At 71.1% G+C, this 24130-nt stretch carries 23 protein-coding genes; 14 read left to right on the forward strand and 9 right to left on the reverse strand.

Translation table 11 applies throughout. The features are described 5' to 3' along the window. A partial coding sequence (locus AC3WLN_RS09170) for an MCP four helix bundle domain-containing protein (RefSeq protein ID WP_492480710.1) occupies positions 1-872 on the reverse strand: 872 nt, incomplete at its 3' end. A 377-nt stretch (positions 873-1249) separates the two neighbouring features. On the opposite strand from AC3WLN_RS09170, the gene AC3WLN_RS09175 reads away from it, so the two are divergent. Continuing rightward, positions 1250-1594: a hypothetical protein gene (locus AC3WLN_RS09175; RefSeq protein ID WP_492480711.1), complete on the forward strand. Its 345-nt coding sequence runs from the start codon at positions 1250-1252 to the stop codon at positions 1592-1594. Between the two features lie 19 nt (positions 1595-1613). Here AC3WLN_RS09175 and AC3WLN_RS09180 read toward each other — a convergent pair whose 3' ends face one another. Further along, positions 1614-2255 carry a TetR/AcrR family transcriptional regulator gene (locus AC3WLN_RS09180; protein WP_492480712.1) on the reverse strand — a complete coding sequence of 214 codons (642 nt, stop codon included), beginning with the start codon at positions 2253-2255 and terminating at the stop codon, positions 1614-1616. Between the two features lie 212 nt (positions 2256-2467). On the opposite strand from AC3WLN_RS09180, the gene AC3WLN_RS09185 reads away from it, so the two are divergent. Then, complete coding sequence (locus AC3WLN_RS09185; RefSeq protein ID WP_492480713.1) at positions 2468-5881, forward strand: acyl-[ACP]--phospholipid O-acyltransferase; 3414 nt, start codon at positions 2468-2470, stop codon at positions 5879-5881. A 471-nt stretch (positions 5882-6352) separates the two neighbouring features. Further along, the gene (locus AC3WLN_RS09190; protein WP_492480714.1) at positions 6353-6592 is read left to right on the forward strand and encodes a hypothetical protein; all 240 of its coding nucleotides are present in this window, start codon (positions 6353-6355) and stop codon (positions 6590-6592) included. 12 nt (positions 6593-6604) lie between these two features. Here the strand turns inward: AC3WLN_RS09190 and AC3WLN_RS09195 are convergent, their stop codons facing one another. Continuing rightward, on the reverse strand, positions 6605-7789 hold the full coding sequence (locus AC3WLN_RS09195; RefSeq protein ID WP_492480715.1) for an aminotransferase class I/II-fold pyridoxal phosphate-dependent enzyme: 1185 nt from the start codon (positions 7787-7789) through the stop codon (positions 6605-6607). Positions 7790-8023: 234 nt separating this feature from the next. Here AC3WLN_RS09195 and AC3WLN_RS09200 point away from each other — a divergent pair, with 234 nt between their 5' ends. Together AC3WLN_RS09200 and AC3WLN_RS09205 are read left to right on the forward strand one after the other, a co-directional pair. Further along, positions 8024-8407, forward strand: a complete 384-nt coding sequence (locus AC3WLN_RS09200) for a response regulator (RefSeq protein WP_018046001.1) — start codon at positions 8024-8026, stop codon at positions 8405-8407. 50 nt (positions 8408-8457) lie between these two features. Beyond that, entirely contained in the window at positions 8458-8991 is a 534-nt protein-coding gene (locus AC3WLN_RS09205; RefSeq protein ID WP_492480716.1) for a protein phosphatase CheZ, read from the forward strand. On the opposite strand, the gene AC3WLN_RS09210 is transcribed toward AC3WLN_RS09205, so the two are convergent. Both AC3WLN_RS09210 and AC3WLN_RS09215 read right to left on the reverse strand, forming a co-directional pair. Then, a complete protein-coding gene (locus AC3WLN_RS09210) occupies positions 8992-9906 on the reverse strand; it encodes a TIGR01459 family HAD-type hydrolase (RefSeq protein ID WP_492480717.1) in 915 nt (304 codons plus the stop codon). An 89-nt stretch (positions 9907-9995) separates the two neighbouring features. After that, positions 9996-11450 (reverse strand): EAL domain-containing protein, encoded by a 1455-nt coding sequence (locus tag AC3WLN_RS09215; protein WP_492480718.1) that lies wholly within the window; start codon positions 11448-11450, stop codon positions 9996-9998. A gap of 241 nt (positions 11451-11691) precedes the next feature. On the opposite strand from AC3WLN_RS09215, the gene AC3WLN_RS09220 reads away from it, so the two are divergent. The 3 genes from AC3WLN_RS09220 to AC3WLN_RS09230 all read left to right on the forward strand — a co-directional run bounded on the left by AC3WLN_RS09220 (position 11692) and on the right by AC3WLN_RS09230 (position 14604). Beyond that, positions 11692-11913, forward strand: coding sequence for a heavy-metal-associated domain-containing protein (locus AC3WLN_RS09220; protein ID WP_463771911.1), 222 nt, complete (start codon positions 11692-11694; stop codon positions 11911-11913). Between the two features lie 229 nt (positions 11914-12142). Continuing rightward, positions 12143-13816, forward strand: coding sequence for a formate--tetrahydrofolate ligase (locus AC3WLN_RS09225; protein ID WP_492480719.1), 1674 nt, complete (start codon positions 12143-12145; stop codon positions 13814-13816). Between the two features lie 110 nt (positions 13817-13926). Then, positions 13927-14604: a polyamine aminopropyltransferase gene (locus AC3WLN_RS09230; RefSeq protein WP_492480720.1), complete on the forward strand. Its 678-nt coding sequence runs from the start codon at positions 13927-13929 to the stop codon at positions 14602-14604. Between the two features lie 7 nt (positions 14605-14611). On the opposite strand, the gene AC3WLN_RS09235 is transcribed toward AC3WLN_RS09230, so the two are convergent. From AC3WLN_RS09235 to AC3WLN_RS09245, 3 genes are all read right to left on the reverse strand, one after another. Then, on the reverse strand, positions 14612-14827 hold the full coding sequence (locus tag AC3WLN_RS09235; RefSeq protein WP_492480721.1) for a hypothetical protein: 216 nt from the start codon (positions 14825-14827) through the stop codon (positions 14612-14614). A gap of 122 nt (positions 14828-14949) precedes the next feature. After that, positions 14950-15264 carry a hypothetical protein gene (locus AC3WLN_RS09240; protein ID WP_492480722.1) on the reverse strand — a complete coding sequence of 105 codons (315 nt, stop codon included), beginning with the start codon at positions 15262-15264 and terminating at the stop codon, positions 14950-14952. Positions 15265-15362: 98 nt separating this feature from the next. Beyond that, positions 15363-15947: a GNAT family N-acetyltransferase gene (locus tag AC3WLN_RS09245; protein ID WP_492480723.1), complete on the reverse strand. Its 585-nt coding sequence runs from the start codon at positions 15945-15947 to the stop codon at positions 15363-15365. 247 nt (positions 15948-16194) lie between these two features. Between AC3WLN_RS09245 and zapE the strand changes: the two genes are divergently transcribed. The 4 genes from zapE to AC3WLN_RS09265 all read left to right on the forward strand — a co-directional run bounded on the left by zapE (position 16195) and on the right by AC3WLN_RS09265 (position 21402). Continuing rightward, positions 16195-17430, forward strand: a complete 1236-nt coding sequence (gene zapE, locus AC3WLN_RS09250; protein WP_492480724.1) for a cell division protein ZapE — start codon at positions 16195-16197, stop codon at positions 17428-17430. A gap of 414 nt (positions 17431-17844) precedes the next feature. Beyond that, positions 17845-18342 (forward strand): (2Fe-2S)-binding protein, encoded by a 498-nt coding sequence (locus AC3WLN_RS09255; protein WP_492480725.1) that lies wholly within the window; start codon positions 17845-17847, stop codon positions 18340-18342. Beyond that, positions 18339-20681 carry a xanthine dehydrogenase family protein molybdopterin-binding subunit gene (locus AC3WLN_RS09260; protein ID WP_492480726.1) on the forward strand — a complete coding sequence of 781 codons (2343 nt, stop codon included), beginning with the start codon at positions 18339-18341 and terminating at the stop codon, positions 20679-20681. The genes AC3WLN_RS09255 and AC3WLN_RS09260 overlap by 4 nt, the downstream gene beginning before the upstream one ends. A gap of 313 nt (positions 20682-20994) precedes the next feature. Further along, the gene (locus tag AC3WLN_RS09265) at positions 20995-21402 is read left to right on the forward strand and encodes a hypothetical protein (RefSeq protein ID WP_492480727.1); all 408 of its coding nucleotides are present in this window, start codon (positions 20995-20997) and stop codon (positions 21400-21402) included. Positions 21403-21529: 127 nt separating this feature from the next. On the opposite strand, the gene AC3WLN_RS09270 is transcribed toward AC3WLN_RS09265, so the two are convergent. After that, the gene (locus tag AC3WLN_RS09270) at positions 21530-21757 is read right to left on the reverse strand and encodes a hypothetical protein (RefSeq protein ID WP_082487457.1); all 228 of its coding nucleotides are present in this window, start codon (positions 21755-21757) and stop codon (positions 21530-21532) included. Positions 21758-22150: 393 nt separating this feature from the next. Here AC3WLN_RS09270 and AC3WLN_RS09275 point away from each other — a divergent pair, with 393 nt between their 5' ends. Both AC3WLN_RS09275 and AC3WLN_RS09280 read left to right on the forward strand, forming a co-directional pair. Then, on the forward strand, positions 22151-22339 hold the full coding sequence (locus tag AC3WLN_RS09275; protein WP_492480728.1) for a hypothetical protein: 189 nt from the start codon (positions 22151-22153) through the stop codon (positions 22337-22339). A 735-nt stretch (positions 22340-23074) separates the two neighbouring features. Next, positions 23075-24121: a sulfate ABC transporter substrate-binding protein gene (locus AC3WLN_RS09280; protein WP_492480729.1), complete on the forward strand. Its 1047-nt coding sequence runs from the start codon at positions 23075-23077 to the stop codon at positions 24119-24121. Positions 24122-24130: the final 9 nt, after the last annotated feature.

The raw sequence follows: 24130 nt of genomic DNA on the forward strand, positions 1-24130 counted from the left end.
CTATCCGCCATCGCCCGCATCGCCGCCTGGCGCTGCGCCTCCGCCCCCGCCCGCGCCAGGACCGTCTCCTCCTCGAGGGCCCGCATCCGGATCAGGCCGTCCTTGAACACCTGCACGGCGTCCGCGATGGTGCCGATCTCGGTGCGCGCGCCCTGGTGCGGGATGGTCGCGGAGAGGTCGCCGGCCGCCAGCGCCTGCATGGGCCTCACCACGGCGCCGATGCCGCCGGACACGCCGCGGATGATCGACACGGCCGAGAGGGCCGAGAGCAAGACCGCCAGGCCCATGGCCGCGAGGCCCCAGGTGCGGGTGTCCTCGAAGACCGCCTTGCTCTGGGCCTGCGCCTTCGCGGCGCCGTCATTGTTGAGGGCGGTGAGCTTGTCGAGGGCGTTGGAGGCGGCCCGGCGGACCGGCAGGCCCTTGCTCTCGTAGAGTTCGAAGGCCTGGACCTTCTGGCCGCTGCGCGACAGGTCCATGATGGCCTGGCGCACGGGCAGGAAGGCGGTCGCCTCGCGCATGTAGGTCGCGTAGAGGGCGCGCTCCTCCGGCGAGGCGATCATCGGCTCGTAGAGCGCCCGGCGCTCGGCCAGCTTCTTGTCGAAGCGCTCCAGATCCGCTTCGATCGAGGCCGCGAGCTTCGGATCGGTGGCCTGCGTGTGCCGCAGGACGACGGCGCTGATGCGCGCCGTGAGGGTGTCGATCTCGCCCAGCACCCGGATGCTCGGGAGCCAGTTCGTCTCGATCTCCAGGCTCTGCTCGCGCATGCGCTGCGTGCCGAGGAGCCCGAGGAGACCCAGCCCGACCACGAACAGGGTCATCACCGAGAAGGCCGCGATCAGCCGGCCGCGGATGGACAGATTTTGCAACGACACGACGAACCTCACCCGGGGAGCCGCCCGACCGGACCAGCATGCGCGGCTGGTAGCGAGAGAGCGCAGCGAATGCTTAAGATATCGCCTCCGCGAAATAGAACGCAGTTGCCGCCGGTTGCAGGATGCGGGACCGGGAAGATGTTCGAGCCCATAGTCGGGCTTTCGACGTCTCCGGTTGCTGGCGAGGTCCGGAGAGATGCGCCGGGCCGGTTCCGGACGCTGTGCCTCACGGGTTCCGGCACGGAATCCCCGAACCGTGACTGCCGGTCTGCTCCGGGGGCCGCTCCGAGCGGCCGCGCGCCGCGGGCGCGCAATCCCTACAAATTGAATCCTCCGCTTCACGACTTCGTGAGCAGCGGCGCGTCAGGATGGCGGCCATGGCCAGCGATCCCTTCTCAGCGCGCAACCTCGCCGCGACCTTCGCCGTATTCGGGCTCGGCGCGATGATGCTCGCGCCCGAACCGAGCTGGCATTCCGCCGGCATCGGCCTCGCCTGCCTGGCGGCCTTCGGGGGTCTGTCGCTCTTCCCCTCGCCCCGGCCGGACGAGGGCGAGACGGCGGACGCGCCCCCGCACCGGAGCGCCCGGCGGACCGGCGCCGGGATCCGCGCGCGCGAGGCGCCCGGCGGCATGCCGGAGACTTCGTCCCCGCGCGGGCTCAACGATCCGCACCCGGTCCTGTTCAAGGGCCTGAGCAACCGCCGCAGCGGATCCGCGCGCTGACCGCTCCGATCGGCGTCGGTCAGGCGTCCTGCCGATCCGGCGCCACGGAGCCCGATGTCCCGAGAAACCGCCGGATCAGCAGGCGCGCGAGGTCGCGCGGGGATTCCGGGGTCAGCACCGCGAGCTTGCGCGAGGTCGAGAGCGAAGCGAGGCCGTGCAGGGCCGCCCAGAGGGTCGCCACCGCCTGCCGGCGCTCATCCACGTCGGGGATCATCGGCGCGAGCACCCGGGCGACGAGATCGGTCGTCTGTCCCAGAGCCTCGGCGTACCAGTCCGGGAAAGCGCTGTCCGGTGCGATCTGGTGCTCGTAGACGAGGCTCCAGACCTGCGGGTCGGCAGCGACGAAGGCGAGGTAGGCATCGGCGAGCGCCATCGCCTTCTCCGGCGGCGCGGCCTCCGGGGCCACGACCGCCTCGAGGGTCGCCTGCAGGCGCGCCAGGGTACGGGCATTCACCCGCATCGTCACCGCGTCGAGGTCGCCGACCGCGTTGTAGATCGAGTTCGGCGCGTAGCCGATGGTGCTGGCGAGCCGGCGCATCCCGAGGCCCCGCAAGCCCTCGCGCCGGACGAGCCCCTCGGCGGCCTTCGTCACCAGCGCCAGGAACTCGTCGCGATTGTGCTCGCCGCGCGGACCCGTGCCCCGCTTCTCCGCCCGCGCCATCGCCACTCCCGCTTCGCCGATCCGGACCCGATAGCACGGGCGACGGTGTGCCGCCGCACAGGCCCGCCCCTCCGATTGCACGCCGTGCAATCGCGCCATTGAACCCGATCTGCGGCGACGATATGTTTTGAACGTTGTTCAAAGGACGCACGGCCCGCCATTTGACGCTACCGCCTCGTGCGGGCAGTCATGCGTCGTCCGAGGAGACTTTCATGTTCCGTACCTTGATGACGACGCGGCGGTTCGCGCCCCTGTTCTGGTGCCAGTTCTTCTCGGCCTTCAACGACAATTTCCTGAAGAACGCCCTGGTGTTCCTGATCCTGTTCAAGGTGGGCGGCGAGGGCGGCGGCTCGCCGATGCTGGTGACCCTGGCGGGGGCGGTCTTCATCGGCCCGTTCTTCATCCTTTCGGGTCTGGGCGGCCAGATGGCCGACCGCTACGACAAGGCGCTCATCGCCAAGCGGCTGAAATTCGCCGAGATCTTCGCCGCGGCCGCCGCCGCACTGGGCTTCTGGATGCATTCCGTGCCGGTGCTGTTCGTGGCGCTGGGCCTGTTCGGCACGATCGCGGCCCTGTTCGGGCCGATCAAGTACGGCATCCTGCCCGACCACCTGCGCCGGGACGAGCTCACCGCCGGCAACGCGCTGGTGGAGGCCGCGACCTTCCTCGCCATCCTGCTGGGCACCATCGTGGCGGGCCTCGCCACCGCCATGGGCGGCGGCGCGCTGGCCTTCAGCTCGATGATCATGGTGTTCGCGGTCCTGTGCTGGCTCTCGGCCCGGGCGATCCCGTCCACCGGCGAGGCCGCCCCGACCCTGCGGGTCGATCCCAACGTCGCCCGCTCCACCGGCGCCCTCCTGCGCGACCTCTGGGGCGACACCCGGCTGTGGCGCGGCTCGCTCATCGTGAGCTGGTTCTGGCTGGTCGGCGCCGTCATCCTGTCGCTGCTGCCCGTCCTCGTGCGCCAGAGCCTCAACGGCTCCGAGACCGTGGTGACGACCCTGCTCGCGGTGTTCTCCATCGGCATCGCGGTGGGCTCGGGGCTGGCCTCCTGGCTCGCCAGCGGCCGCATCGTGCTGCTGCCCACCCCCGTCGGCGCCCTGCTCATGGGGGCCTTCGGCCTCGACCTCGCCTGGACGGTGGCGCACCTGCCCCCCGTTTCGGGCGATCCCGCGGGGGCCTGGGACTTCCTCACCACGGGCACGGGCCTGCGCGTCACGATCGACCTGTTCGGCCTCGCGGTCGCGGGCGGCCTCTACATCGTGCCCTCCTTCGCCGCCGTGCAGGCCTGGACCGACAAGGACAAGCGCGCCCGCGTCATCGGCGCCGTCAACGTGCTCACCGCCGCCTTCATGGTGACGGGGGCGCTGGGCCTCGCCGCCCTGCAGGGGGCCGGCTGGTCGATGGCCGCACTCCTGGCCCTGCTGGGGGTCCTCAACCTCGTGGCGGGCATCGTCATCCTCGCCGTCCTGCCCACGAGCCCGTTCCGCGATTTCCTGTCGATCCTGTTCCGGGCCTTCTACCGCCTGGAGGTGCGCGGCCTGGAGAACGTCGAGAAGGCCGGCCCGAACGCCATCATCGCCCTCAACCACGTCTCCTTCCTCGATGCGCCGCTCGCCCTCTCGCTCCTCGACCAGGAACCCGTCTTCGCCGTGGACCACGGCATCGCGCAGCGCTGGTGGGTGAAGCCGTTCCTGGCGATGACGAAGGCGATGCCGCTGGACCCGACCCGGCCGCTCGCCACCCGCACCCTGATCAACGCGGTCAAGAACGGCGAGACGCTGATCATCTTCCCCGAGGGGCGGCTCACCGTCACCGGCAGCCTGATGAAGGTCTATGACGGGGCCGGCCTGATCGCCGACAAGTCCGGGGCCATGGTGGTGCCGGTGAAGATCGAGGGGCTGGAGAAGACCGTCTTCTCGCGCCTGTCGAAGAACCAGGTGAAGCGCCGCTGGTGGCCGAAGGTCACCGTCACGATCCTTTCGCCGGTCGCCCTTACCGTGGACCCGGCCCTCAAGGGCAAGGCCCGCCGGCAGGCGGCGGGCGCCGCGCTCTACGGAATCATGTCCGATCTCGTCTTCCGCACCACGGATATCGACCGCGGCCTGATGCAGGCCCTGATCGAGGCGGGCGACCGCCACGGCTGGCGCCGCACGGCCGTCGAGGATCCCACCGGCTCCTTGAGCTTCTCCCGGCTGGTGATGGGCGCCAACATCCTGGGGCGCAAGCTCCGGGGGCTCGGCGCCCCGGGCAAGCCGCTCGGCGTGATGCTGCCGAACGCCAACGGCGCCGCCGTCACCCTGTTCGCCCTGGCCTCCGCCGGCCGCGTCCCGGCGATGATCAACTTCTCGGCCGGGGCCGCCAACATCCTGTCGGCCTGCAGGACGGCCGAGGTCGACACCGTCCTGACCTCCCGCGCCTTCATCGAGAAGGGCCGCCTCGGCGCCCTCGTGGAGGCGATCGGGGGCGCCGTCACCCTGATCTACCTCGAGGACATCCGCGCCGGCATCACGACGGGCGACAAGCTGCGCGGCTTCCTGGCCAAGCGCGCGCCCCTGGTGGCCCGGCGCGGCGACGATCCGGCGGCGATCCTGTTCACCTCCGGCTCGGAGGGCGCGCCCAAGGGTGTGGTGCTCGCCAACCGCAACATGCTCGCCAACACCGCGCAGGTGGCGGCCCGGATCGATTTCGGGCCGACCGACAAGGTCTTCAACGTGCTGCCGGTGTTCCATGCCTTCGGGCTGACGGCAGGCCTCGTGCTGCCCCTGGTCTCGGGCGTCCCGGTCTACCTCTACCCCTCGCCGCTCCATTACCGGATCGTGCCCGAACTCATCTACGGCTCCAACGCCACCGTCCTGTTCGGCACGGACACCTTCCTGGCCGGCTACGCCAAGACCGCCCATTCCTACGATCTGCGCTCGCTGCGCTACGTCGTGGCCGGCGCCGAGGCGGTGAAGGATTCCACCCGCAGGACCTGGGGCGAGAAGTTCGGCCTGCGCATCCTGGAAGGCTACGGCGTCACCGAGTGCGGCCCGGTGGTCGCCCTCAACACGCCGATGTTCAACCGCTTCGGCACGGTCGGCCGGCTCCTGCCCGGTCAGGAGTGGCGCCTGGAGCCGGTGCCCGGCATCGAGGAGGGCGGGCGCCTGGTCCTGCGCGGCCCCAACATCATGCTGGGCTACCTGCGGCCCGAGCGCCCCGGCAGCATCGAGGCGCCTCCGCAAGGCTGGCACGACACCGGCGACATCGTCGCCATCGATGCCCAGGGCTTCGTCACCATCAAGGGGCGGGCCAAGCGCTTCGCCAAGATCGCGGGCGAGATGGTGTCGCTCGCGAGCGTCGAGGCCGTCGCGGCCGAACTCTGGCCGGACGTGCCGAGCGCCGTCGCCGCCGTGCCGGATGCGCGCAAGGGCGAACGGCTGGTGCTGTTCACGCAAGCCAAGGACGCGACCCGCGCCGCCTACCTGAGCTTCGCCAAGGGCAAGGGCGTGCCGGAGATCGCGATGCCCGCGGAGGTCGTGGTCCTGGAGCGCGTCCCCATGCTCGGCACCGGCAAGGTCGATCAGGTCAGCGTGGTCAAGCTCGCCCGCGAGCGCGCCGCCGGCGAGGCGCCCGCGGCGGCCTGAGCGGACCCTCGCTCCGGGCTCGCGCGAAGCCGGACGCCGGATTCGTCGGTCCGGATTCCGGCCGATCCGCGCCGGCCCATCGGCCGGCGGCCCGCCTCCGAGCCCGGAACATCGCCGTCCGGGCGGCGGTTTGGGACGCCGAGACAACAGATATGGACTCCCAGACCAAGCAACCCGCTCAACCCGGCGGCGGGATCGATTATGCTGTTGCCCATGCGGCTGGACCCGAGGGCCGGGCCGTGCAGGGGATGGGATCACGGGTGCGCGCGGCGCGCCACGCTGGATCTCGCACAGATGGCAACAGGCGAGATGACCGCTGACATTCGCACGTTCCGATCCCCCGGCGACAGGACCGGCGCGGCGGCATCGGGCCTTCCGAACGCGACGGCCGGCGCCCGCCCCATCGTGCTCTCGCGCATCGCCCTGCCTGCCCATGGCACCACTCAGTATCCCCGGGGGAGACTCACGGTCGTGACGGAAAAGACCCATCCCGAAGCCTTCGGCCACGACGGATCCTCCGATGGGGGCCTCCCCGAGGACGAGGCCGTGGAATTCCACGAGATTGGGAACACGGCGCAGATCACGCGCCGCCGCGGCCCCCTGGTGACGCGCTGGATCGGGTTCTCGGCCCAGCGCCGGCGGGCGCAGGAGCGCTCGAACCGGCTCCGGGACCGCCATCACGGGGGCAGCGAGGCCCGCTCCAATTCCTGATCCCCGGCCGCGTCAGGACTCGGACGGGCTCTGCGGCCCGATGCCGAGCTCGCGCAGCGCATCGGCGAGGCCGTCGACCTGGTCCGCCACGTGCGCGGCCGAGAACGCCACCCGCAGGCGGGCGGTGCCGGGCGGCACCGTCGGCGGGCGGATCGCGACGACGAGATAGCCCCGCGCCTCCAGAGCGGCCGAGAGGGCCAGGGCCGCCTCCGCCGCGCCGACGAGGACGGGCACGATCGGACTGGCCGCCTCGGGCAGCCCGAGCCGAGCCGTGAAGCGGCGGGCCAGGGCCAGGGGCCGGGCCGCCCGCTCGGGTTCCGCCTCGATGATCTCCAGGGCGCGCAGGGCCGCCGCCGCCGAGGCGGGCGGAAGGCCCGTGGTGTAGACGAAGCTGCGGGCCCGGCTCGTCATCAGGTCGACGACGTCGCGCGAGGCGCAGAGATAGCCGCCATAGGAGCCCAGCGACTTCGACAGGGTGCCCATCTCGAGGGGCGCGCGGGCGCCCGCCTCCACCACGCCCAGGCCGTGGGCATCGTCCACCAGGGTCCAGGCATCGTGGGCGGCGGCGACCGCCAGGATGGCCTCCAGGGGCGCGCGGTCCCCGTCCATGCTGAAGACCCGCTCGGTCAGGATCAGGGCCCGTCCGTGCCGTCCCCGGCGCGCGGCGAGGATGTCCCGCAGGTGCCCGACGTCGTTGTGCCGGAAGCGCAGCATCGTCGCCCCGGACACCTGCGTCCCGGCGAACAGGCAGGAATGGCCGAGCGCATCGACGAGGACGAGGTCCTTGGGCCCGGCCAGGGCCGGCACGATGCCGAGATTGGCCATGTATCCGCTGCCGAAGACCAGGGCGGCGGCCTTGCCCTTGTGGGCCGCGAGCCGCGCCTCCAGGGCGGCCAGGACGGGATGGTTGCCGGTGACGAGGCGGGAGGCGCCCGCCCCGGCCCCGTAGCGCGCCAGCGCCTCCTGACCGGCGGCGATCACCCGTGGATCGTCGGAGAGCCCGAGGTAATCGTTGCAGGAGAACGAGATCAGGCTCCGACCTTGCCGGCGCGCCTCGGGTCCGGGTCCGCGGGCGGTGTCGACGAGGCGGCGGCGCAGGGCGCGCGTATCGAGGTCGGCCAGGGTCTGCCGGGCGAAGGCGTCGAGGCTGGACGGGTCGGAACCGGCGGTGTCGGACGGGCGCGGCGCGAGGGACATGGCGACCGCATGGGGGCGAGGGCGGCGGCCTTGTCAAGACGGACATGGTCCATTCCCGCCATCCCCGGACATTCGGCAAGTCAAGGCAAGATGGACCGCGCGGGCAGTTAACCGCTTCGCAATGCGATGCGGCGTAGTTTCATCGGCAAGGGGCGTCCGGACTTCGGCGCTCCGGCCCATTCCCGGAGCGCCGTGCCGAGGCACGCGCCATCCCCTGACGGAGCACACCGAACCATGGCCCTCGATCTCGGCATGCCGATCCTCGTCGTCGACGATTATCAGACGATGGTCCGTATCATCCGCAACCTCCTGAAGCAGCTCGGATTCGAGGAGGTCGACGACGCCTCCGACGGCACCGCCGCCCTCGCCCGCCTCAAGAACCGCAAGTACGGCCTCGTGATCTCCGACTGGAACATGGAGCCGATGACGGGTTACGAGCTGCTCCGCCACGTCCGCGCCGACGAGGCCCTGCGCACCACCCCGTTCATCATGGTCACCGCCGAGTCGAAGACCGAGAACGTCATCGCCGCCAAGAAGGCCGGCGTGAACAACTACATCGTCAAGCCGTTCAACGCCGCCACCCTCAAGAGCAAGATCGAAGCCGTCTGCGGCGCCTGATCGATCCGGAACGCAGCCGCGGAACAGCGCATTCGGGGAGCCGGAAACCCATGGCCTTCGCCAAGCAGGCGCGGAAAGTGAATGCCGCGCCAGAGAAGCCGTCCTTGATCCGCGAGCTGGTCGAGATCGCGGACTACATCGCCCATCTGCGCAACGAGATCGCCGCGCTGCGGGCCAACGAGCTCACCCGGGACCGCCTGCCGATGGCGCACGAGGAGCTCGGCAGCGTGGTGGCCGCCACGGCGGGCGCCACGAACGCCATCATGAACACGGCCGAGGAGATCCTCGGCCTGCCCGACGACAAGAACTACCGCGCCACCGTCGAGGCGCGCATGAACGACATCTTCGAGGCCTGCACCTTCCAGGACATCACCGGCCAGCGGATCGCCAAGGTGGTGGAGGCGCTGCGCCAGCTCGAGAGCCGGCTCTCGCGCTTCGCCAGCGCCGTCAAGGCCAAGGACGAGGGCGGCATCGATCCGGAGGAGGTCGAGCGCCGGGTGCGCAAGGAACTCCTCATCCTCAACGGCCCGCAGCTCAACGGCCCGGCCGTCGCCCAGGACGAGATCGACGCGCTGTTCGCCTGATCACCAGACCAGGCGCTCGATCACCGCATCCGGCCTGACGGCCTGACGGTCGAGCCAATCGGCGATGTCCCCGAGGGTGGCGTGCGCCGCCGAGACGCCGAGTTCCTCCGCGTGGATTCCGCGCGCCACCAGCAGGCTGGGGATTCCGAACCCGGACGCGCCCGCGATGTCGGTGCGCAGGGCGTCCCCGATGGCGAGGACCCGGCCCCGATCCGGTGCGGTCCGGTCGTCGAGGCCGCCCGCCAGCACGAGGGCGGCCTCGTAGACGGGGCGATGCGGCTTGCCCGCATAGGTCACCGCGCCGCCCATCGCCGCGTAGGCCTCCGCGATCAGCCCGGCGCAGGGAATGAGTTCGCCCCGGCGCTCGACCACGAGGTCGGGATTGGCGCAGATCATCGGGACGCCCCGGGCCAGCATGCCCTCCAGCGTCCCGCGGTAATCCTCGGCGGTCTCGCGGGTATCGTCGAACAGTCCGGTGCAGACGACGCGCTCGGCCCGGGCGACGTCGACCAGGGTCACGTCGAGGCCGTCGAAGATCGTGGCGTCGCGCTCCGGCCCGAGATGGTGCACGTGCTCGCCGGGCCGGGCGGCGATCAGGCTGCGGGTCAGGTCGCCCGAGGTCAGGATCGCATCGTAGGCATTGCGGGGCACGCCGAACCCGTCGAGGATCGCCTGCACCCCGGCCCAGGGACGCGGCGCGTTCGAGACCAGGACCACCCGGCGCGGCCGCCCGTCCTGCGGGAGGGCCCGGAAGCGGATCAGCGCCTCGCCGGCGCCCCGATGGGCGTTGGTGCCGTCGTGCAGCACACCCCAGACATCGCAGAGGACGAGGTCGTAATCGGCCGCGATCGCGGCGAAGCCCTCGAGGGTTGGGACGGGCCGGGACGCAGCGGGGCGTGCGGACGTATCGGGCATGCGGCGGGCCTCAACCTGGACGGCGGACGTGGCGGGGGAGCGCCGTCCGGTTAGGCGGGACCCGGCCGAAAATCAACGCCGCGCGGGTTTCAGCCCGCCCTGCGCAGGAAGTCGCGGAAGGGCCGGCGCTGGGGCGGCGGCTCCGGATCCTCGTTCGGCGGACCGGGCTCCGGCGCGGGCGGGGCCGCGTTGAGCACCTCGGCACGCACCACGCGGGCGGGCGCGAACACGCTGCCCTGCGCCATGGGCACGTCGAGCTCGATGAGGTCCGGCACGTCGGTCTCGCGCTCGACGCACTCGGCCACGAGGCGAATGCCCGCCCGCGCCAGGGACGCCACGAGGTCCTCGAGGGCGATGTCGGGCATCGACTGGCGTGAATCCGGGCGCAGGAGCAGGTCCGCCGGGACCTTCACCTGCGCGACTCCGCGGTCGGCCAGGGCCAGGGGGTCGAGGCGCAGGTCGAGGGGCCGGTCCAGGATGAAGCCGATGCGGCCGCGCAGGTCGGAGAGGGCGCCGGCCTGCTCGGCGTCGAGGCTGCGCCAGCTCAGCTGCGGCAGCGCCAGCATGACCCGGCCCGACAGGTCCGGCGTGCCCTCCACCAGGCGTCCGAGGGAACGCAGGAAGCCCGGCTCGAACAGGGAGCGCGGCGACAGCCCATAGGCCACCGCCGCCTGGCTGCCGCGTCCGGCGAGGTGCTGCGCGATGGTCGCGACGCGCTGGATCATGCGGCGGTCGAGGTCGGTGGTGCGCCCGTGGCGCTCCAGCACCGGCACGAAGGCCTCGGGCATCAGGGTCTCGCCGGCCAGCCGCAGGCGCGCCATCGCCTCGTAGGACACCACCTTGCGCTGGGGCAGCGACACGATGGGCTGGAGATGGACCTCGAGCCCGGCCGCATCGAAGGCGGCGATCAGGGCGGCGTCGCGCTCCGGATCGCGGGCCGGGGCGTCCGCCCGGCCGAGGGCCCGCGGCGTCCAGGGCGCGGCCGGGGACGGATCGGCGCGCCGGGGCGGTGCCTCGAAGCGCGGCTCCAGGCGCATCTCGGGCTCGGGGGCGAGGACCCGCGGCGCAGGGCGCACCGGGGGTGTGACGGGGGGAGCGACCGGGGGTGGCGCGGCCTTGAGGACCGCGATGTCCCCGTCCTGCGCCGCGACCACGGCGGCGAGTTCCCGCACGATGCCGCTGAGGAGCCCGATCTCGGCCGTGACTTCCTCGATACCGGCGCCGAGGTCGCGGGTATCCGGGCCGGATGCGGCCGCCGGGCGCTCGGCATCGACGGCGCGGACCTGCTGCTCGGCCAGGGCGCGGGTGACCGTCTCCAGCCGGACCAGGCGCTGCGACAGCACGTTGACCTCGCCCGACAGCTTCTCGCAGCGGGCGTTGAGCGTCCCCGCGCGACGGTGGGCGACGAGGGCAGCCGCCAGCCCGATCCCGGCGAGCCCGAGGCTCGCCCCGAGCGGGGAGAAGACCGCGAGCGGTCCGAGAAGGCAGAGCCCGAGCAGGCCGAGGGCCCACAGGCTCGTACGCCGGCCGATGATCCGGGCCATCGGAGTCTTCGATCCTCGAAACCAGGGGAGAACAGGGGAGCCGTCCCGGCCTCGGGCCGGTCCGCCGCCCTTTTGTTGCCGAGACGCTCGCGGCCCACAAGCCACCGGGCGGCGGCGGAAACGGATTTTCCCGAACTGTGACTTGTGGTTCCGGGCCGCGCCGCGCGCACCGGGCCGCTTGCATCGGCGCTGTGAGGCGCCACAATGCGGCCCGCGGATCGAGAAGCCCGGAGCGAACCTCATGGACGCGACGCCATCGGACCTCCTGATGCAGGTGGAGGGCATGACCTGCGACGGCTGCGCGGCGGCGGTGCGCCGAGCCATCCAGCGGCTCGACCCCGACGCCCGGGTCGCGGTCGACCTCGATCACGGCCGCGTCGCCGTGACGACGACCGCCCAGGCCCTGAGCATCGCCGAGGCTCTGACCGAGGCCGGATACACGGCCAGTGCCATGACGGGCTGACACAGGTCTGATCCCAAACAAATTTTTGCCTGCAAATTCAAAATTTCCGACGCGCTTTTGCTTGTCCCTTCCCGCAAACTGATGCGATCGATGATGCGTGGCCGCTCGGCCGATCCGCACGGCCCAACGTCGGCGGTCCGGTCCTGGCGGCGGACGACGAACGCCAGCGGACGGAATCCGGCCTCGCGCCGGCCCGGACGCACAAGAACAATCCGGGAGAAACGCAACAATGCCCTCAGATATCGAGATCGCGCGCGCAGCGACGCTTCAGCCGATCACCGAGGTCGCCGCCAGGATCGGCATCCCGGACGACGCGCTGCACCACTACGGCAAGCATATCGCCAAGATCGACCATGCCTTCATCAAGTCGCTGGAGACCAAGCCCGAGGGCAAGCTCGTCCTCGTGACGGCGATCAGCCCGACCCCGGCGGGCGAAGGCAAGACCACCACCACGGTCGGCCTCGGCGATGCGCTCAACCGCATCGGCCAGAAGACGGTGATGTGCCTGCGCGAGCCCTCGCTGGGCCCCTGCTTCGGCATGAAGGGCGGCGCGGCCGGCGGCGGCAAGGCCCAGGTCGTGCCGATGGAGCAGATCAACCTGCACTTCACCGGCGACTTCCACGCCATCACCTCCGCGCACAGCCTGGCGGCCGCGCTCATCGACAACCACGTCTACTGGGCCAACGAGCTCAACATCGACGTGCGCCGCATCCACTGGCGCCGCGTGGTCGACATGAACGACCGGGCGCTGCGCGCCATCACCCAGTCGCTGGGCGGCGTCGCCAACGGCTTCCCCCGCGAGGACGGCTTCGACATCACCGTGGCCTCCGAGGTCATGGCGGTGTTCTGCCTCGCGCGTGACCTCGACGACCTGGAGGCCCGCCTCGGCCGCATCGTCATCGCCGAGACCCGCGACCGCAAGCCGGTCACGCTCAAGGACGTCAAGGCCACCGGCGCCATGACGGTGCTCCTCAAGGACGCCCTGCAGCCCAACCTCGTGCAGACCCTGGAGGGCAACCCCGCCCTGATCCACGGCGGCCCCTTCGCCAACATCGCCCATGGCTGCAACTCGGTGATCGCCACCCGCGCCGGCCTCAAGCTCGGCGACTACGTGGTCACGGAGGCCGGCTTCGGTGCCGATCTCGGCGCGGAGAAGTTCATCGACATCAAGTGCCGCCAGGCCGGCCTGAAGCCCTCCGCGGTGGTCATCGTCGCCACCGTGCGCGCCCTCAAGATGCATGGCGGCGTCTCGAAAAAGGAGCTCGGGTCCGAGAACCTCGACGCCCTGGAGAAGGGGTTCGCGAACCTGGCGCGCCACGTCACCAACGTGCGCGGCTTCGGCCTGCCCGTCGTCGTCGGCGTGAATCATTTCTACGCCGACACCGATGCCGAGCACGCCAAGGTGAAGGAGCTGTGCCGCGACCAGCTCCAGGTCGAGGCCATCACCTGCAAGCACTGGGCGGAGGGCGGCGCGGGCGCCGAGGAGCTTGCCCGCGCGGTGGTCAAGCTGGCCGAGGGCGAGCAGAAGCCCCTGAACTTCGTCTACGAGACCGAGACCAAACTGACCGACAAGATCCTCGCCATCGCCACCAAGCTCTACGGCGCCGGCGACATCCAGGTGGAGTCGAAGGCCGCCACCAAGCTCGCCCAGTTCGAGAAGGACGGCTACGGCCACCTGCCCGTCTGCATGGCCAAGACGCAGTACTCGTTCTCCACCGATCCGAGCCTGATGGGTGCGCCCTCCGGCCACCTCATCGCGGTGCGCGACGTGCGCCTCTCGGCGGGCGCCGGCTTCGTCGTGGTGATCTGCGGTGAGATCATGACCATGCCGGGCCTGCCCAAGGTCCCGGCCTCGGAGGGCATCCACCTCGACGCCAACGGGCAGATCGAGGGACTGTTCTGAGAGACTCGCGCGGCGGGCCCCCTGTCCGACCGGGCGGGGGCCCGCCGGCGTGATCCGGCGCGCGGACCGTGCTAGCCGGAGCGGATGATCCTGCCTCCCGAGTCCCGACCGTGATCCCCTGGCTCGTCCTCGACACCGCGCCGGTCCCCGGCGGGGCGGAGCCCCTGCGCCTGCTGCAGCGGGGCACCGAGTTCTCGATCCAGCTCGGCCACAACGAATTGATGAACAGTCGGCTCAGCGGTTCCGAGGAGGCGCTGGCGACCCTGACCGCCGGGCGGCTCGGAAACCGGCCGAAGGCCTGCTGGCTGATCGGGGGCTACGGCATGGGCTTCACCCTCCGGGCCGCCCTCGACGCGCTGCCGACGGAAGCCCGGATCGTGCTGGCCGAACTCGTGCCGGCGGTGCTGGACTGGGGCCGCGGCCCTCTGGCGGCCCTCTCGTCGGCGGCGCTGTCGGACCCCCGCGCCGAGGCGCGGGTGGCGGACGTCGCCGCGGTGATCCGGGCCGGGCGGGGCGCTTACGACGCGATCCTGCTCGATGTCGACAACGGCCCCGACGGCCTGACGCGCCGCGCCAACGACCAGCTCTACGACGCCGCGGGCCTCGCCGCCGCGCGGGCGGCCCTGCGCCCGGGCGGCGTGCTGGCGGTGTGGTCGGCCCATCCGGACCCCGCCTTCACCCAGCGCTTGGCGCGGGGCGGCTTCCGGGTCGAGGCGGTCGCCGTGCGGGCCGGACGGGCGCGGGGGGCGCGCCACACCATCTGGCTCGCCGAGCGGCCGGCCCGGTGACGGGGGATCAGGCGGAGGCGCCCCGTCCCTCGCGCCGGCGGCTCAGGCGGGTGGCGCCGTAGATCTCGGCGAGGTGGCGCCGGGCGGCCTTGACCGGAGCTTCGTTCCGCTCTTCGCAGGCGGCCCGGATGACCCGCAGGGCATCGGCCACGGAGCGCTCGAGGCGCGCCTCGGCCGGCCGGCTCGGCCGTCGGGTGGTCTGGGTGATCTCGGTCTGGTCCATGCCTCGGCCCCTCGTCCGCGAGCCCGTCCTCTCGGGGGACGGGTCTCGACGGCGAGCATCGTCAGGCGCCGGGGCGGCAACATGGCAGCTTGGCCGTGGATCTCGCGGCGGGGCCCAGGCGGTCAGTCGCGGCCCTGGCCTTCGTTGAACTTGTCGCGGCAGATGTAACCGACGAAGCATTTGGGATCGTCGCGCGTCATCTCCCAGGACGGACGCGTCGTCTCCGGCAGCGGACAGAACCCGACGTCGCGCACGAAGCGCGCGTAGGTCACCGGCCCGGTGGTCATCACGATGGCCCCGGCCCGCGACACCAGGGCCGAGGCCTCGGCGCAGGTCATGGCGGTGACGTCGGGCCGGCCCTGGGCGAGGGCCGCTCCGGGCAGGAGCATCGCCGAGACGAGGAGGGCGGGCAGGCGCCGCCGGGAAAGGTCCGTCACGGGGAATGGCCTCCGGCCGTCCCCGGGGCGGGGAGCCCGGCCGGACGGCATCGTCTGCGGGCAGGATAGCCCGGCCAGCGCATCCGGCAAAGCCGAGGTCACGCCGCCGTGAGGGCGAGGGTGAAATCCACCGCCTCGGTGACGCCCTCCTGCCACAGGGAGACGGGGGTCGGGCGCTCCAGGTGCAGGGCGCCGTCCGCCTCGCCGCCGGTGATGCGCAGGTCCGCCCCGACCTTGGTGGCCAGACCCCGCATCGACCGGTTCCAGGGCAGGCAGCGGACATGCAGGTCGCGCACGCCGCGGTTGCGGGCGGCGGCCGCGATCCGCCGGAAGAGCGCCTGGCCGAGGCCGTTGCGGCGAAACCCCTTCTCCACCGCGAAGGCGGCTTCCGCCTCCGTGCCGAGGATGAAGCCGGGCGGCGGCGCCGAGGCGGGCCGCAATTCGCCGAGCCCCCGCAGGGTGCCGTCGACGAAGCTGCCGAACATCAGGCCCTCGGCATTCATCGCGTTGCGCGCATAGCTGACGGCGGCCGCGTCGCTCAGCGCGCCCATGAAGCGGTTGGCGCGGGTCTCCGGATCGAGCCGCAGGAAGTAGGCTTCCACGGCCGGTCCGTCCTTGGGCCACAGGCGGCGGACGATCGGTGGCGGGACGATCGACGGGATGGTCGAATGCGTTTCGGGCATCGGGTGCCGGTCTCCGGTTTCAGGGCGCGCCGGGCGCGCCGGTTCCGGGCGTAGCCTCCCTCAAGGCGCACCAGATCTGGCATCGCCGCCACGGTTGTGCAATGCAACAAAGTGACCGGCTGCCGGGCGTCCGGCGCCGGAACCGGGTCCGGGGCTTGATCCGGCGGATCGGCCGCGTCAGACCGGCAGACCCGCCGGCCGCCCGATCCCCGTCCTTCTGATCCCTCCGCGAACAGGTCGCCCCACCGTGAACGCCCCCTCCTCCGCGAGCCGCGAGCCGTCGAGCCAGGCCAAGGCCGGCGCCGTCTCCCCCGGGCCGGTCTTCGACCGCTACGAGGCCCTGGTCCGCGCGGCGGCCATCGAGCGCGACCCGGCACAGATCCACCTCGTGCGCGCCCTCGACCGTCTGGTGCTGGAGCTCGGCCGGCGCAAGCGCGCCCGCAAGGGCAGCGCCCTCGGCTGGTTGTCCGGCCGCCGGGACGACGTCGCGACGCCGCCGAAGGGGCTCTACATCTGGGGTTCGGTGGGGCGCGGCAAGACCATGCTGATGGACCTCTTCCACGAGGCCGCGCCCGAGCCGAAGCGCCGGGTGCATTTCCACGGCTTCCTCGCCGACGCCCACGAGCGCATCCACGCCCACCGCCAGGCCCTGAAGGCCGGCACCGCCAAGGGCGACGATCCGATCCCGGTGGTCGCCGATGCGCTGGCCGACGAGGCGACGCTGCTCTGCTTCGACGAGTTCACCGTCACCGACATCGCCGACGCGATGATCCTCGGCCGCCTGTTCGGCGCCCTGTTCAAGCGCGGCGTCACCGTGGTGGCGACCTCCAACGTCGAGCCCGACCGGCTCTACGAGGGCGGCCTGAACCGCGCCCTGTTCCTGCCCTTCATCGCCGAGCTGCAGGAGCGCGTGGAGGTGCTGCGCCTCGATTCCCGCACGGATTTCCGGCTGGAAAAGCTCGGGGGCGCCTCCGTCTACCACGTGCCCGCGGATGCGGCGGCGGAGGCGGCGCTGGCCGCCGCCTTCAAGGGCCTCACCGGCAAGGCCAGGGGCCGGCCCGCGACCCTGCGGGTGAAGGGCCATGACGTCCCGGTGCCCGAGGAGACCGGCGGCGTCGCCCGGTTCGGCTTCGCCGATCTCTGCGCCCGGCCGCTCGGCGCCTCCGACTACATGGCGGTGGCGCGCGCCTTCCACACCGTGATCGTCTCGGACATCCCCGTGATGGGCCCGGACAACCGCAACGAGGCCAAGCGCTTCATCACCCTGGTGGACACCCTCTACGACGCCCACGTGAAGCTCGTGGCCTCGGCCGCGGCCGAGCCGCACGAGCTCTGCACCGCCACCGAGGGCCGCGAGGCCTTCGAGTTCGATCGCACGGTCTCCCGCCTGATCGAGATGCGCTCGTCGGAATACCTCGCCCTGCCGCACGGGGCCGGTGATTCCGGGGCGAGCGGCGCCAGCACCGGACTCGTCGAGACCTGAGCCGCCGGCGCCGGGCGGCATGGCGGATCGCTCGTAATCCGGATCTCTCACAATTGAAGCGAGACAACGCACGGGGCGGGCGAACGATCACTCCGTTCGCCCGCCCCGTGCGCAACGGCACATGCGGGCCGATCCCCGACGCTGCGACGAAGCACGGAGGGGGGCCTTCGGTTGCATCGCAGCGGGCCGGACGTTTAATTGTATTCATTCCGAGGTACGGGGCGTGGGGGCTTCGTGCGCTGCGACGGCTCTTTCGAAGAGCCGGATCCGCCGCCGTGTCTCAGGACCCTTCCGGGGGGTGGCTCAACGCCCCCGGCGCCCGACATGTGACCCCGACGGCTTCCCGCCGGTTGATGGATCGGCGTGATGCCGATCCCGACCGGCCCGTGGCCTGATCCATGACAGGATACACCGATGATCAAACTGACCGTGAACGGAGCTGAGCGCAGCTTCGACGGCGACCCCGACATGCCGCTGCTGTGGTACCTGCGCGACGAGGTCGGGCTGACCGGAACCAAGTTCGGCTGCGGGCAGGCGCTGTGCGGCGCCTGTACCATCCATGTGGGCGGCACCGCCGTGCGCGGCTGCGTCACCCCCGTCTCGGCCGCCGAGGGGCAGGCCGTCGTCACCATCGAGGGCCTGTCGCCGGACGGCAACCATCCGGTCCAGGTGGCCTGGCGCGACCTCAACGTGGCGCAGTGCGGCTACTGCCAGTGCGGGCAGATGATGCAGGCCGCCTCCCTCCTCACCGACACCCCGAAGCCCACCGACGCGCAGATCGACGAGGCGATGAGCGGGAACCTGTGCCGCTGCGGCACCTATCCGCGCATCCGCGCCGCGATCCACCAGGCCGCCGGCCAGGCGGCCGGTGCCGGCCAGAAGCCTGCCGCGAACAAGGGAGAGCGCCTGTGATCCACGAAGCTCAGACCATGGCGGATCTCGCCACCCCCACCGTCGAGGCCGGCCCGAGCGCGCTCGCCAATGTCAGCCGCCGCGCCATGCTCGGTGGCATGGGCGCCCTCGTGCTCGCCCTGTCCTGGCGCGATTCCGCCCGGGCCGAGGACAAGAAGGACGAGCCCAAGAAATACGGTGCCGATGCCATGCCCCACGGCTGGCAGGACGATCCGAAGGTCTTCGTCGCGATTGCCTCCGACGGCACCGTGACGGTGACGTGCCATCGCTCCGAGATGGGCCAGGGTGTCCGCACCTCGGTCGCCCTGGTGGTGGCCGACGAGCTCGAGGCCGACTGGGCGAAGGTGAAGGTCGCCCAGGCCTGGGGCGACGAGGCCCGCTTCGGCAACCAGGACACCGACGGCTCGCGCAGCCTGCGCCACTTCTTCCCGCACCTGCGCCACGCGGGCGCCGCGGCCCGTGCCATGCTGGTCCAGGCCGCCGCCAAGCAGTGGGGCGTACCGGCGGGTGAGGTGAAGGCCGAGAATTCGGTTCTCACCCACGCCAAGTCGAAGCGCACCCTGGGCTACGGCGAGGTCGCGGCGGCGGCCGCCGAATTGCCGGTGCCGGCCCGCGAGAGCGTCGTGCTCAAGAAGCAGGACGCCTTCCGCTACATCGGCAAGGGCAAGATCGGCCTCATCGACAACCACGACTTCACCACCGGCAAGGCGATGTACGGCATCGACACCCGCCTCGACGGGATGCTCTACGCGCTGGTCGCCCGCCCGCCCGTCTACGGCGGCAAGGTCGTGAGCTTCGACGACACCGAGGCCAAGAAGGTCGCGGGCGTGGTCAAGATCTTCACGATCGACGCGCCCGAGATCCCCTCCGAGTTCCAGCCCGTCGGCGGCGTCGCCGTGGTGGCCAAGAACACCTGGGCGGCGATGAAGGCCCGCGAGGCCCTCAAGATCACCTGGGACGACGGTCCGAACGCCGGTTACGACTCCGTCGCCTTCCGGGGCGAGCTGGAGAAGGCGGCGCGCGCGCCCGGCAAGGTCGTGCGCGACCAGGGCGATGTGGCCGGCGCCATGGCCAAGGCCAAGACGAAGCTGGAGGCCGAGTACTTCGTGCCCCACCTCGTCCAGGCCCCGATGGAGCCGCCGGCCGCCACCGTGCGGATCAAGGACGGGTTCTGCGAGGCCTGGGCCTGCACCCAGGCGCCCCAGGCGACGCATGACCGGCTGGCCAAGAAGCTGAACCTGCCCGCCGACAAGGTGCGGGTGAACGTGACGCTGCTGGGCGGCGGCTTCGGCCGCAAGTCGAAGCCCGACTACGTGCTGGAGGCAGCCCTCTGCAGCCAGGCCGTGGACGGCGCGCCCGTCAAGCTGATCTGGACCCGCGACGACGACCTCCACCACGGCTACTACCACACCATCTCGGTGGAGCGCCTGGAGGCGGGTCTCGACGACAAGGGCATGCCGGTCGCCTGGCTGCACCGCTCGGCGGCGCCCACCATCGGGTCGATCTTCGCGCCCGACCCGAAGCACGAGCTGCCCTTCGAGCTCGGCATGGGCCTGACCAACACCCCGTTCAACGTGCCCAACATCCGCCTCGAGAACCCGGCGGCGGACGCGCATGTGCGCATCGGCTGGTTCCGCTCGGTCTCGAACATCCCCCACGCCTTCGCGATCCAGTCCTTCGTCTCCGAACTCGCCCACGCGGCCGGCAAGGACCCGAAGGAGTACCTGCTCGCGCTGATCGGTCCCGACCGGGTCATCGACCCGACGAGCATCAGCGACGTCTGGAACTACGGCGAGGACCCGGCCCGCTACCCGATCGACACGGGGCGCCTGCGCCGCGTGATCGAGGCGGCGGCCAAGGGGATCGGCTGGGGCCGCAAGATGGAGAAGGGCACCGGCCTCGGCATCGCCGGCCATTACAGCTTCGTCACCCATACGGCGGTGGCGGCGGAAGTGGCGGTCGGCCCCAAGGGCGAGGTGCAGGTCAAGCGCGTCGACATCGCCGTCGATTGCGGGCCGCAGGTCAACCCGGAGCGGATCCGTTCGCAGATGGAGGGCGCGGTCGTCATGGGCATGGGTCTCGCCCTCTCGGCCGAGATCACCTTCAAGGACGGGCGCGCGCAGCAGAACAACTTCGACGGCTACGAGATCACCCGCATCGACGCGGCGCCGAAGGAGATCCACGTCCACCTGCTGCCGAACCCGGACTACAGCCGTCCCCTGGGCGGCGTCGGTGAGCCCGGCGTCCCCCCCGTGGCCCCGGCGATCGCCAACGCGATCTTCGCCGCCACCGGCCGCCGCATCCGGCAATTGCCGATCCGCGACCAGCTCAGCGCCTGAGCGGACGCCCCCTCCCCGGCTTCGGGGAGGGCCCGGGGTGCGGGACGGCTTGGCGCCGTTCCGCACCCCGTTTCATCTCGGGCCCCCCTCCACCGGCGCCGCCGGTCGCCCGCGCTTGCGCGCCCATGGCCTGATCGGGTCCGTCGCGTGCCTGCGAATCACGGCCTCATCCGTCGGCGCATCGCCGGCCAGGGGCCCCGTTCGCGGATTTCCGGCTCCCGCAGGGAGCCCGGCATCGATCCCGCGGGTTGACCCCGGGACGACGGCGGCCCGGACGGGGCGGCCCCACCTCCCGAATCAAGGACAGCAATCGATGACACGTTTCGTGTGGCCCGCTGCCGGGTGTCTCGCCTCCGGTCTCCTCGCCGGCGGCCTCCTCGCCGCGAGTGCGGCACCCGCCCTCGCCTCCCCCTGCGGCGACCGGATCGCCAAGCTCGAGGGCTCGGTGAAGGATCTGGCCAAGGAGGCGATCTCCGCCAATACCAGCGGCAAGGCCGCGGCCAGCGCCCGGAGCGGCCAGGGCATCACGGGGAGCGGCGGCAGCGCTTCGGCCGAGGCCGCGCCCCCGGAGAAGTCGGCGGAGGCGGGACAGGGCGGCGACAAGGCGATGCAGGCGAAGGTCGCCCTCGACGAGGCGCGCACGGCCGACAAGAAGGGCGATGCCAAGGCCTGTGACGAGGCGGTCGATCGGGCGCAGAAGCAGGTGAACAGCGCACCCTGAGGCGCCGGGCGGGATCGCCGGGGGAGCGCTGGCCCCGTCATCAGGGGCCGGCGCGGGTCTCAGGAGACAGAGATCGGGGAACGTGGACATCGGGGCGGCGGCGTCCGCCCCATCGGCATAGGGGCGTTCAGGCGCTGGTGACGGCCGCGAGGGCGTGATCGTTGCCGTTCAGGCCGGCACAGAGGTCATCGATCTCTGCAAGATCGAGGGCTTCTCCGGAATCACTCGCAATGGCATCGATCAGATGATCTTGGTGCGGACTGAAGGGATGACCCTGCAAACGATAAAATTGATAATAGCGAAGCGCAGCCAATACAGCATCGCGTTCTCGGTCGGTGATGGTAATATTCTGCATGCCGATTATAATTCCCGTTGTTGGTTGCGGGAGGCCGAAAAACAACCACTCTGCGGCGCCGTGAGCTTGGATGTTGTAAGCGAATCTCGGCGGATTCGTCCACAACCGGAAACGGTCCGTTAGCCATTTCAGCATCGGTCCGGACCGGTCCCGAACGGCCAAGTCTTTGCCCGGTCGCCGTTTCCCCCGGCACCCCGCCGCGCAGGTTTTTTTTAGCCCTGCGATTCTGGCCTATGCGCTTGACAACCTTTGATAAGGGCTTGCGCGCTCTCGGGGAGGGCCGGCACGAACCCCTCCGGCGTCAGCTTATCCTTAACCGATCGGTGGCATGCTCACGCTTCGGCCGCGCCTGCCTCGGGCAGGGCGCGCCATGCCGAGGCCGGGGTCCGTTCCATGCCCAAGACCCGAAGCGAGTCCGCGTCCCGTCCCGATGGCGCACGCCCCGCGATGCCGACGCTGGGTCCCGGCATCCGCCGCCACCTCGGGCACACCCTGCGCACGTTCTACGCCGATATCCTGTCCGACCCTCCGGGCGCACGGCTCGAAGCGCTGCTCGCGCGCCTCGGCAAGGGCAAGCGCTGACCGTCCGGGTGTGGCGCGTTTACCGCGTTTCCGGATGTTTCCGTGTCCTGTGCGGGAATTCACTGACGGTTCACGCCGGGACGGCTAGTTGGGCGTTGATCCGATGCGTGCGGGCACTCGGCCGCACTCTCACATGAAGCACCCCCATGATCACCCTGGCCCTCGTCGTCGTCGGCAACATCCTGCTGGCGTCTCTGTTCTCGCTCATCGCCGTCGCGGCGGACTGAGCGGCCGGGTGCTCCGCGCCGCGGCTTGAACGCCGGCGCCCACGGGTTCCACCGAGGCGGACCTTCCAACGCTTCGCTCCGATCCTCCCGTCCGCGGAGGCCGGCGCTCGGCCGGCCATGCCCAGTTTCCGGGGGTCGCCCCTGCTCGCCCCGGGGGACCGGACTCGGTTTCGCGCCTCGCGACCGGCGGCGGCGCGCCTGCAGGCATGGTCTGCAGGGCGAGGCGCAGCCCCGACGTTCAATTTTCTCCGGAATGTCCTTTCTATAGAACCCTGTTCGCGTGAGCGGTTTCTTCTCTCTCTCCCCACTCCGGGAGGATTCGGTTCTACGGCGGAGAAAGATCGCTTCCATTCCCTGGGTTGCCGGGGAACGAATCTGCGCCGGCTCCCTTATCCCGCCCAGTCGCGATGCTTGACAATGTTCGTTAAAACGAACGAAACCAGCCTCGCCGGGGTTGCGGGGCGGATGCCTCCGCTCCGGCTGCGCATGCCAGATTCGGAGCCTTCCCGTGAGCGAGACCTTTTCCCGGACCACCGGACGCACCCGCCGCCACGCGGTCCTGCTCGGCGCCGGCCTCGCGGCCGCCCTGCTCGCCCCCACCCTCGCCTGCGCCCAGACCGAACTCCTCAATGTCTCCTACGATCCGACCCGGGAGCTCTACCGCGAGATCAACGCCGCCTTCTCCGAGGAGTGGAAGGCCAAGACCGGCGAGACCCTGACGGTGCGCGCGGCCCATGGCGGCTCGGGCTCGCAGGCCCGGACCGTGATCGACGGCATTCCGGCCGACGTGGTGACCCTCGGCATCCCCTCCGACATCGACGCGATCAGCCGCATCTCGAAGAAGATCCCGGCGGACTGGCGCACCAAGCTGCCGAACCAGGGCCTGCCCTACACCTCGACGGTGGTGTTCCTCGTGCGCAAGGGGAACCCGAAGGGGGTGAAGGACTGGGGCGACCTCGTGAAGCCCGACATCAAGGTGATCACCCCCAACCCGAAGACCTCCGCGGGCGGCCGCTGGAATTTCCTGGCCGCCTGGGGCTACGCCTACGAGCGCGACGGCAAGAACGCCGACAAGGCCAATGCCTTCGTGGGCGAGGTCTACAAGAACGTGCCCGTCCTCGACACCGGCGCCCGCGGCTCCACCGTGACCTTCGCGCAGCGGGGCCTCGGCGACGTGCTGCCGACCTGGGAGAACGAGGCCTACCTGGTGTTCGAGGAGTTCGGCCGCGACAAGTTCGATGTGGTCGTGCCGCCCACCTCGATCTACGCCGAGCCGCCGGTCGCCCTGGTCGACGCCAACGTCGACAAGAAGGGAACCCGCAAGCAGGCGGAGGCTTATCTCCAGTTCCTCTATTCCGACCGGGCGCAGGCCATCTTCGCCAAGCACCATTACCGCCCGCTCAACCGGGCGGCGGCCAAGCCCGAGGATCTGGCGCAATTGCCCGAACTCAAGCTGTTCAAGATCGAGGACCTGCAGGGCGACTGGGACGAGATCCAGAAGAAGAACTTCGACAACGGGGGCCTGTTCGACCAGTTGAGCAAGGCGGGGCGCTGACGCGAACCG

The organism is Methylobacterium sp. FW306-05-D, assembly GCF_058782155.1.

Coding starts and splice junctions, on each gene's coding strand:
- AC3WLN_RS09175 (WP_492480711.1), top strand. CDS start 1,250: ATGGCCAGCGATCCCTTCTCAGCGCGCAACCTCGCCGCGACCTTCGCC.
- AC3WLN_RS09180 (WP_492480712.1), bottom strand. CDS start 2,255: ATGGCGCGGGCGGAGAAGCGGGGCACGGGTCCGCGCGGCGAGCACAAT.
- AC3WLN_RS09185 (WP_492480713.1), top strand. CDS start 2,468: ATGTTCCGTACCTTGATGACGACGCGGCGGTTCGCGCCCCTGTTCTGG.
- AC3WLN_RS09195 (WP_492480715.1), bottom strand. CDS start 7,789: ATGTCCCTCGCGCCGCGCCCGTCCGACACCGCCGGTTCCGACCCGTCC.
- AC3WLN_RS09200 (WP_018046001.1), top strand. CDS start 8,024: ATGGCCCTCGATCTCGGCATGCCGATCCTCGTCGTCGACGATTATCAG.
- AC3WLN_RS09205 (WP_492480716.1), top strand. CDS start 8,458: ATGGCCTTCGCCAAGCAGGCGCGGAAAGTGAATGCCGCGCCAGAGAAG.
- AC3WLN_RS09210 (WP_492480717.1), bottom strand. CDS start 9,906: ATGCCCGATACGTCCGCACGCCCCGCTGCGTCCCGGCCCGTCCCAACC.
- AC3WLN_RS09215 (WP_492480718.1), bottom strand. CDS start 11,450: ATGGCCCGGATCATCGGCCGGCGTACGAGCCTGTGGGCCCTCGGCCTG.
- AC3WLN_RS09220 (WP_463771911.1), top strand. CDS start 11,692: ATGGACGCGACGCCATCGGACCTCCTGATGCAGGTGGAGGGCATGACC.
- AC3WLN_RS09225 (WP_492480719.1), top strand. CDS start 12,143: ATGCCCTCAGATATCGAGATCGCGCGCGCAGCGACGCTTCAGCCGATC.
- AC3WLN_RS09235 (WP_492480721.1), bottom strand. CDS start 14,827: ATGGACCAGACCGAGATCACCCAGACCACCCGACGGCCGAGCCGGCCG.
- AC3WLN_RS09245 (WP_492480723.1), bottom strand. CDS start 15,947: ATGCCCGAAACGCATTCGACCATCCCGTCGATCGTCCCGCCACCGATC.
- AC3WLN_RS09255 (WP_492480725.1), top strand. CDS start 17,845: ATGATCAAACTGACCGTGAACGGAGCTGAGCGCAGCTTCGACGGCGAC.
- AC3WLN_RS09265 (WP_492480727.1), top strand. CDS start 20,995: ATGACACGTTTCGTGTGGCCCGCTGCCGGGTGTCTCGCCTCCGGTCTC.
- AC3WLN_RS09270 (WP_082487457.1), bottom strand. CDS start 21,757: ATGCAGAATATTACCATCACCGACCGAGAACGCGATGCTGTATTGGCT.
- AC3WLN_RS09275 (WP_492480728.1), top strand. CDS start 22,151: ATGCCCAAGACCCGAAGCGAGTCCGCGTCCCGTCCCGATGGCGCACGC.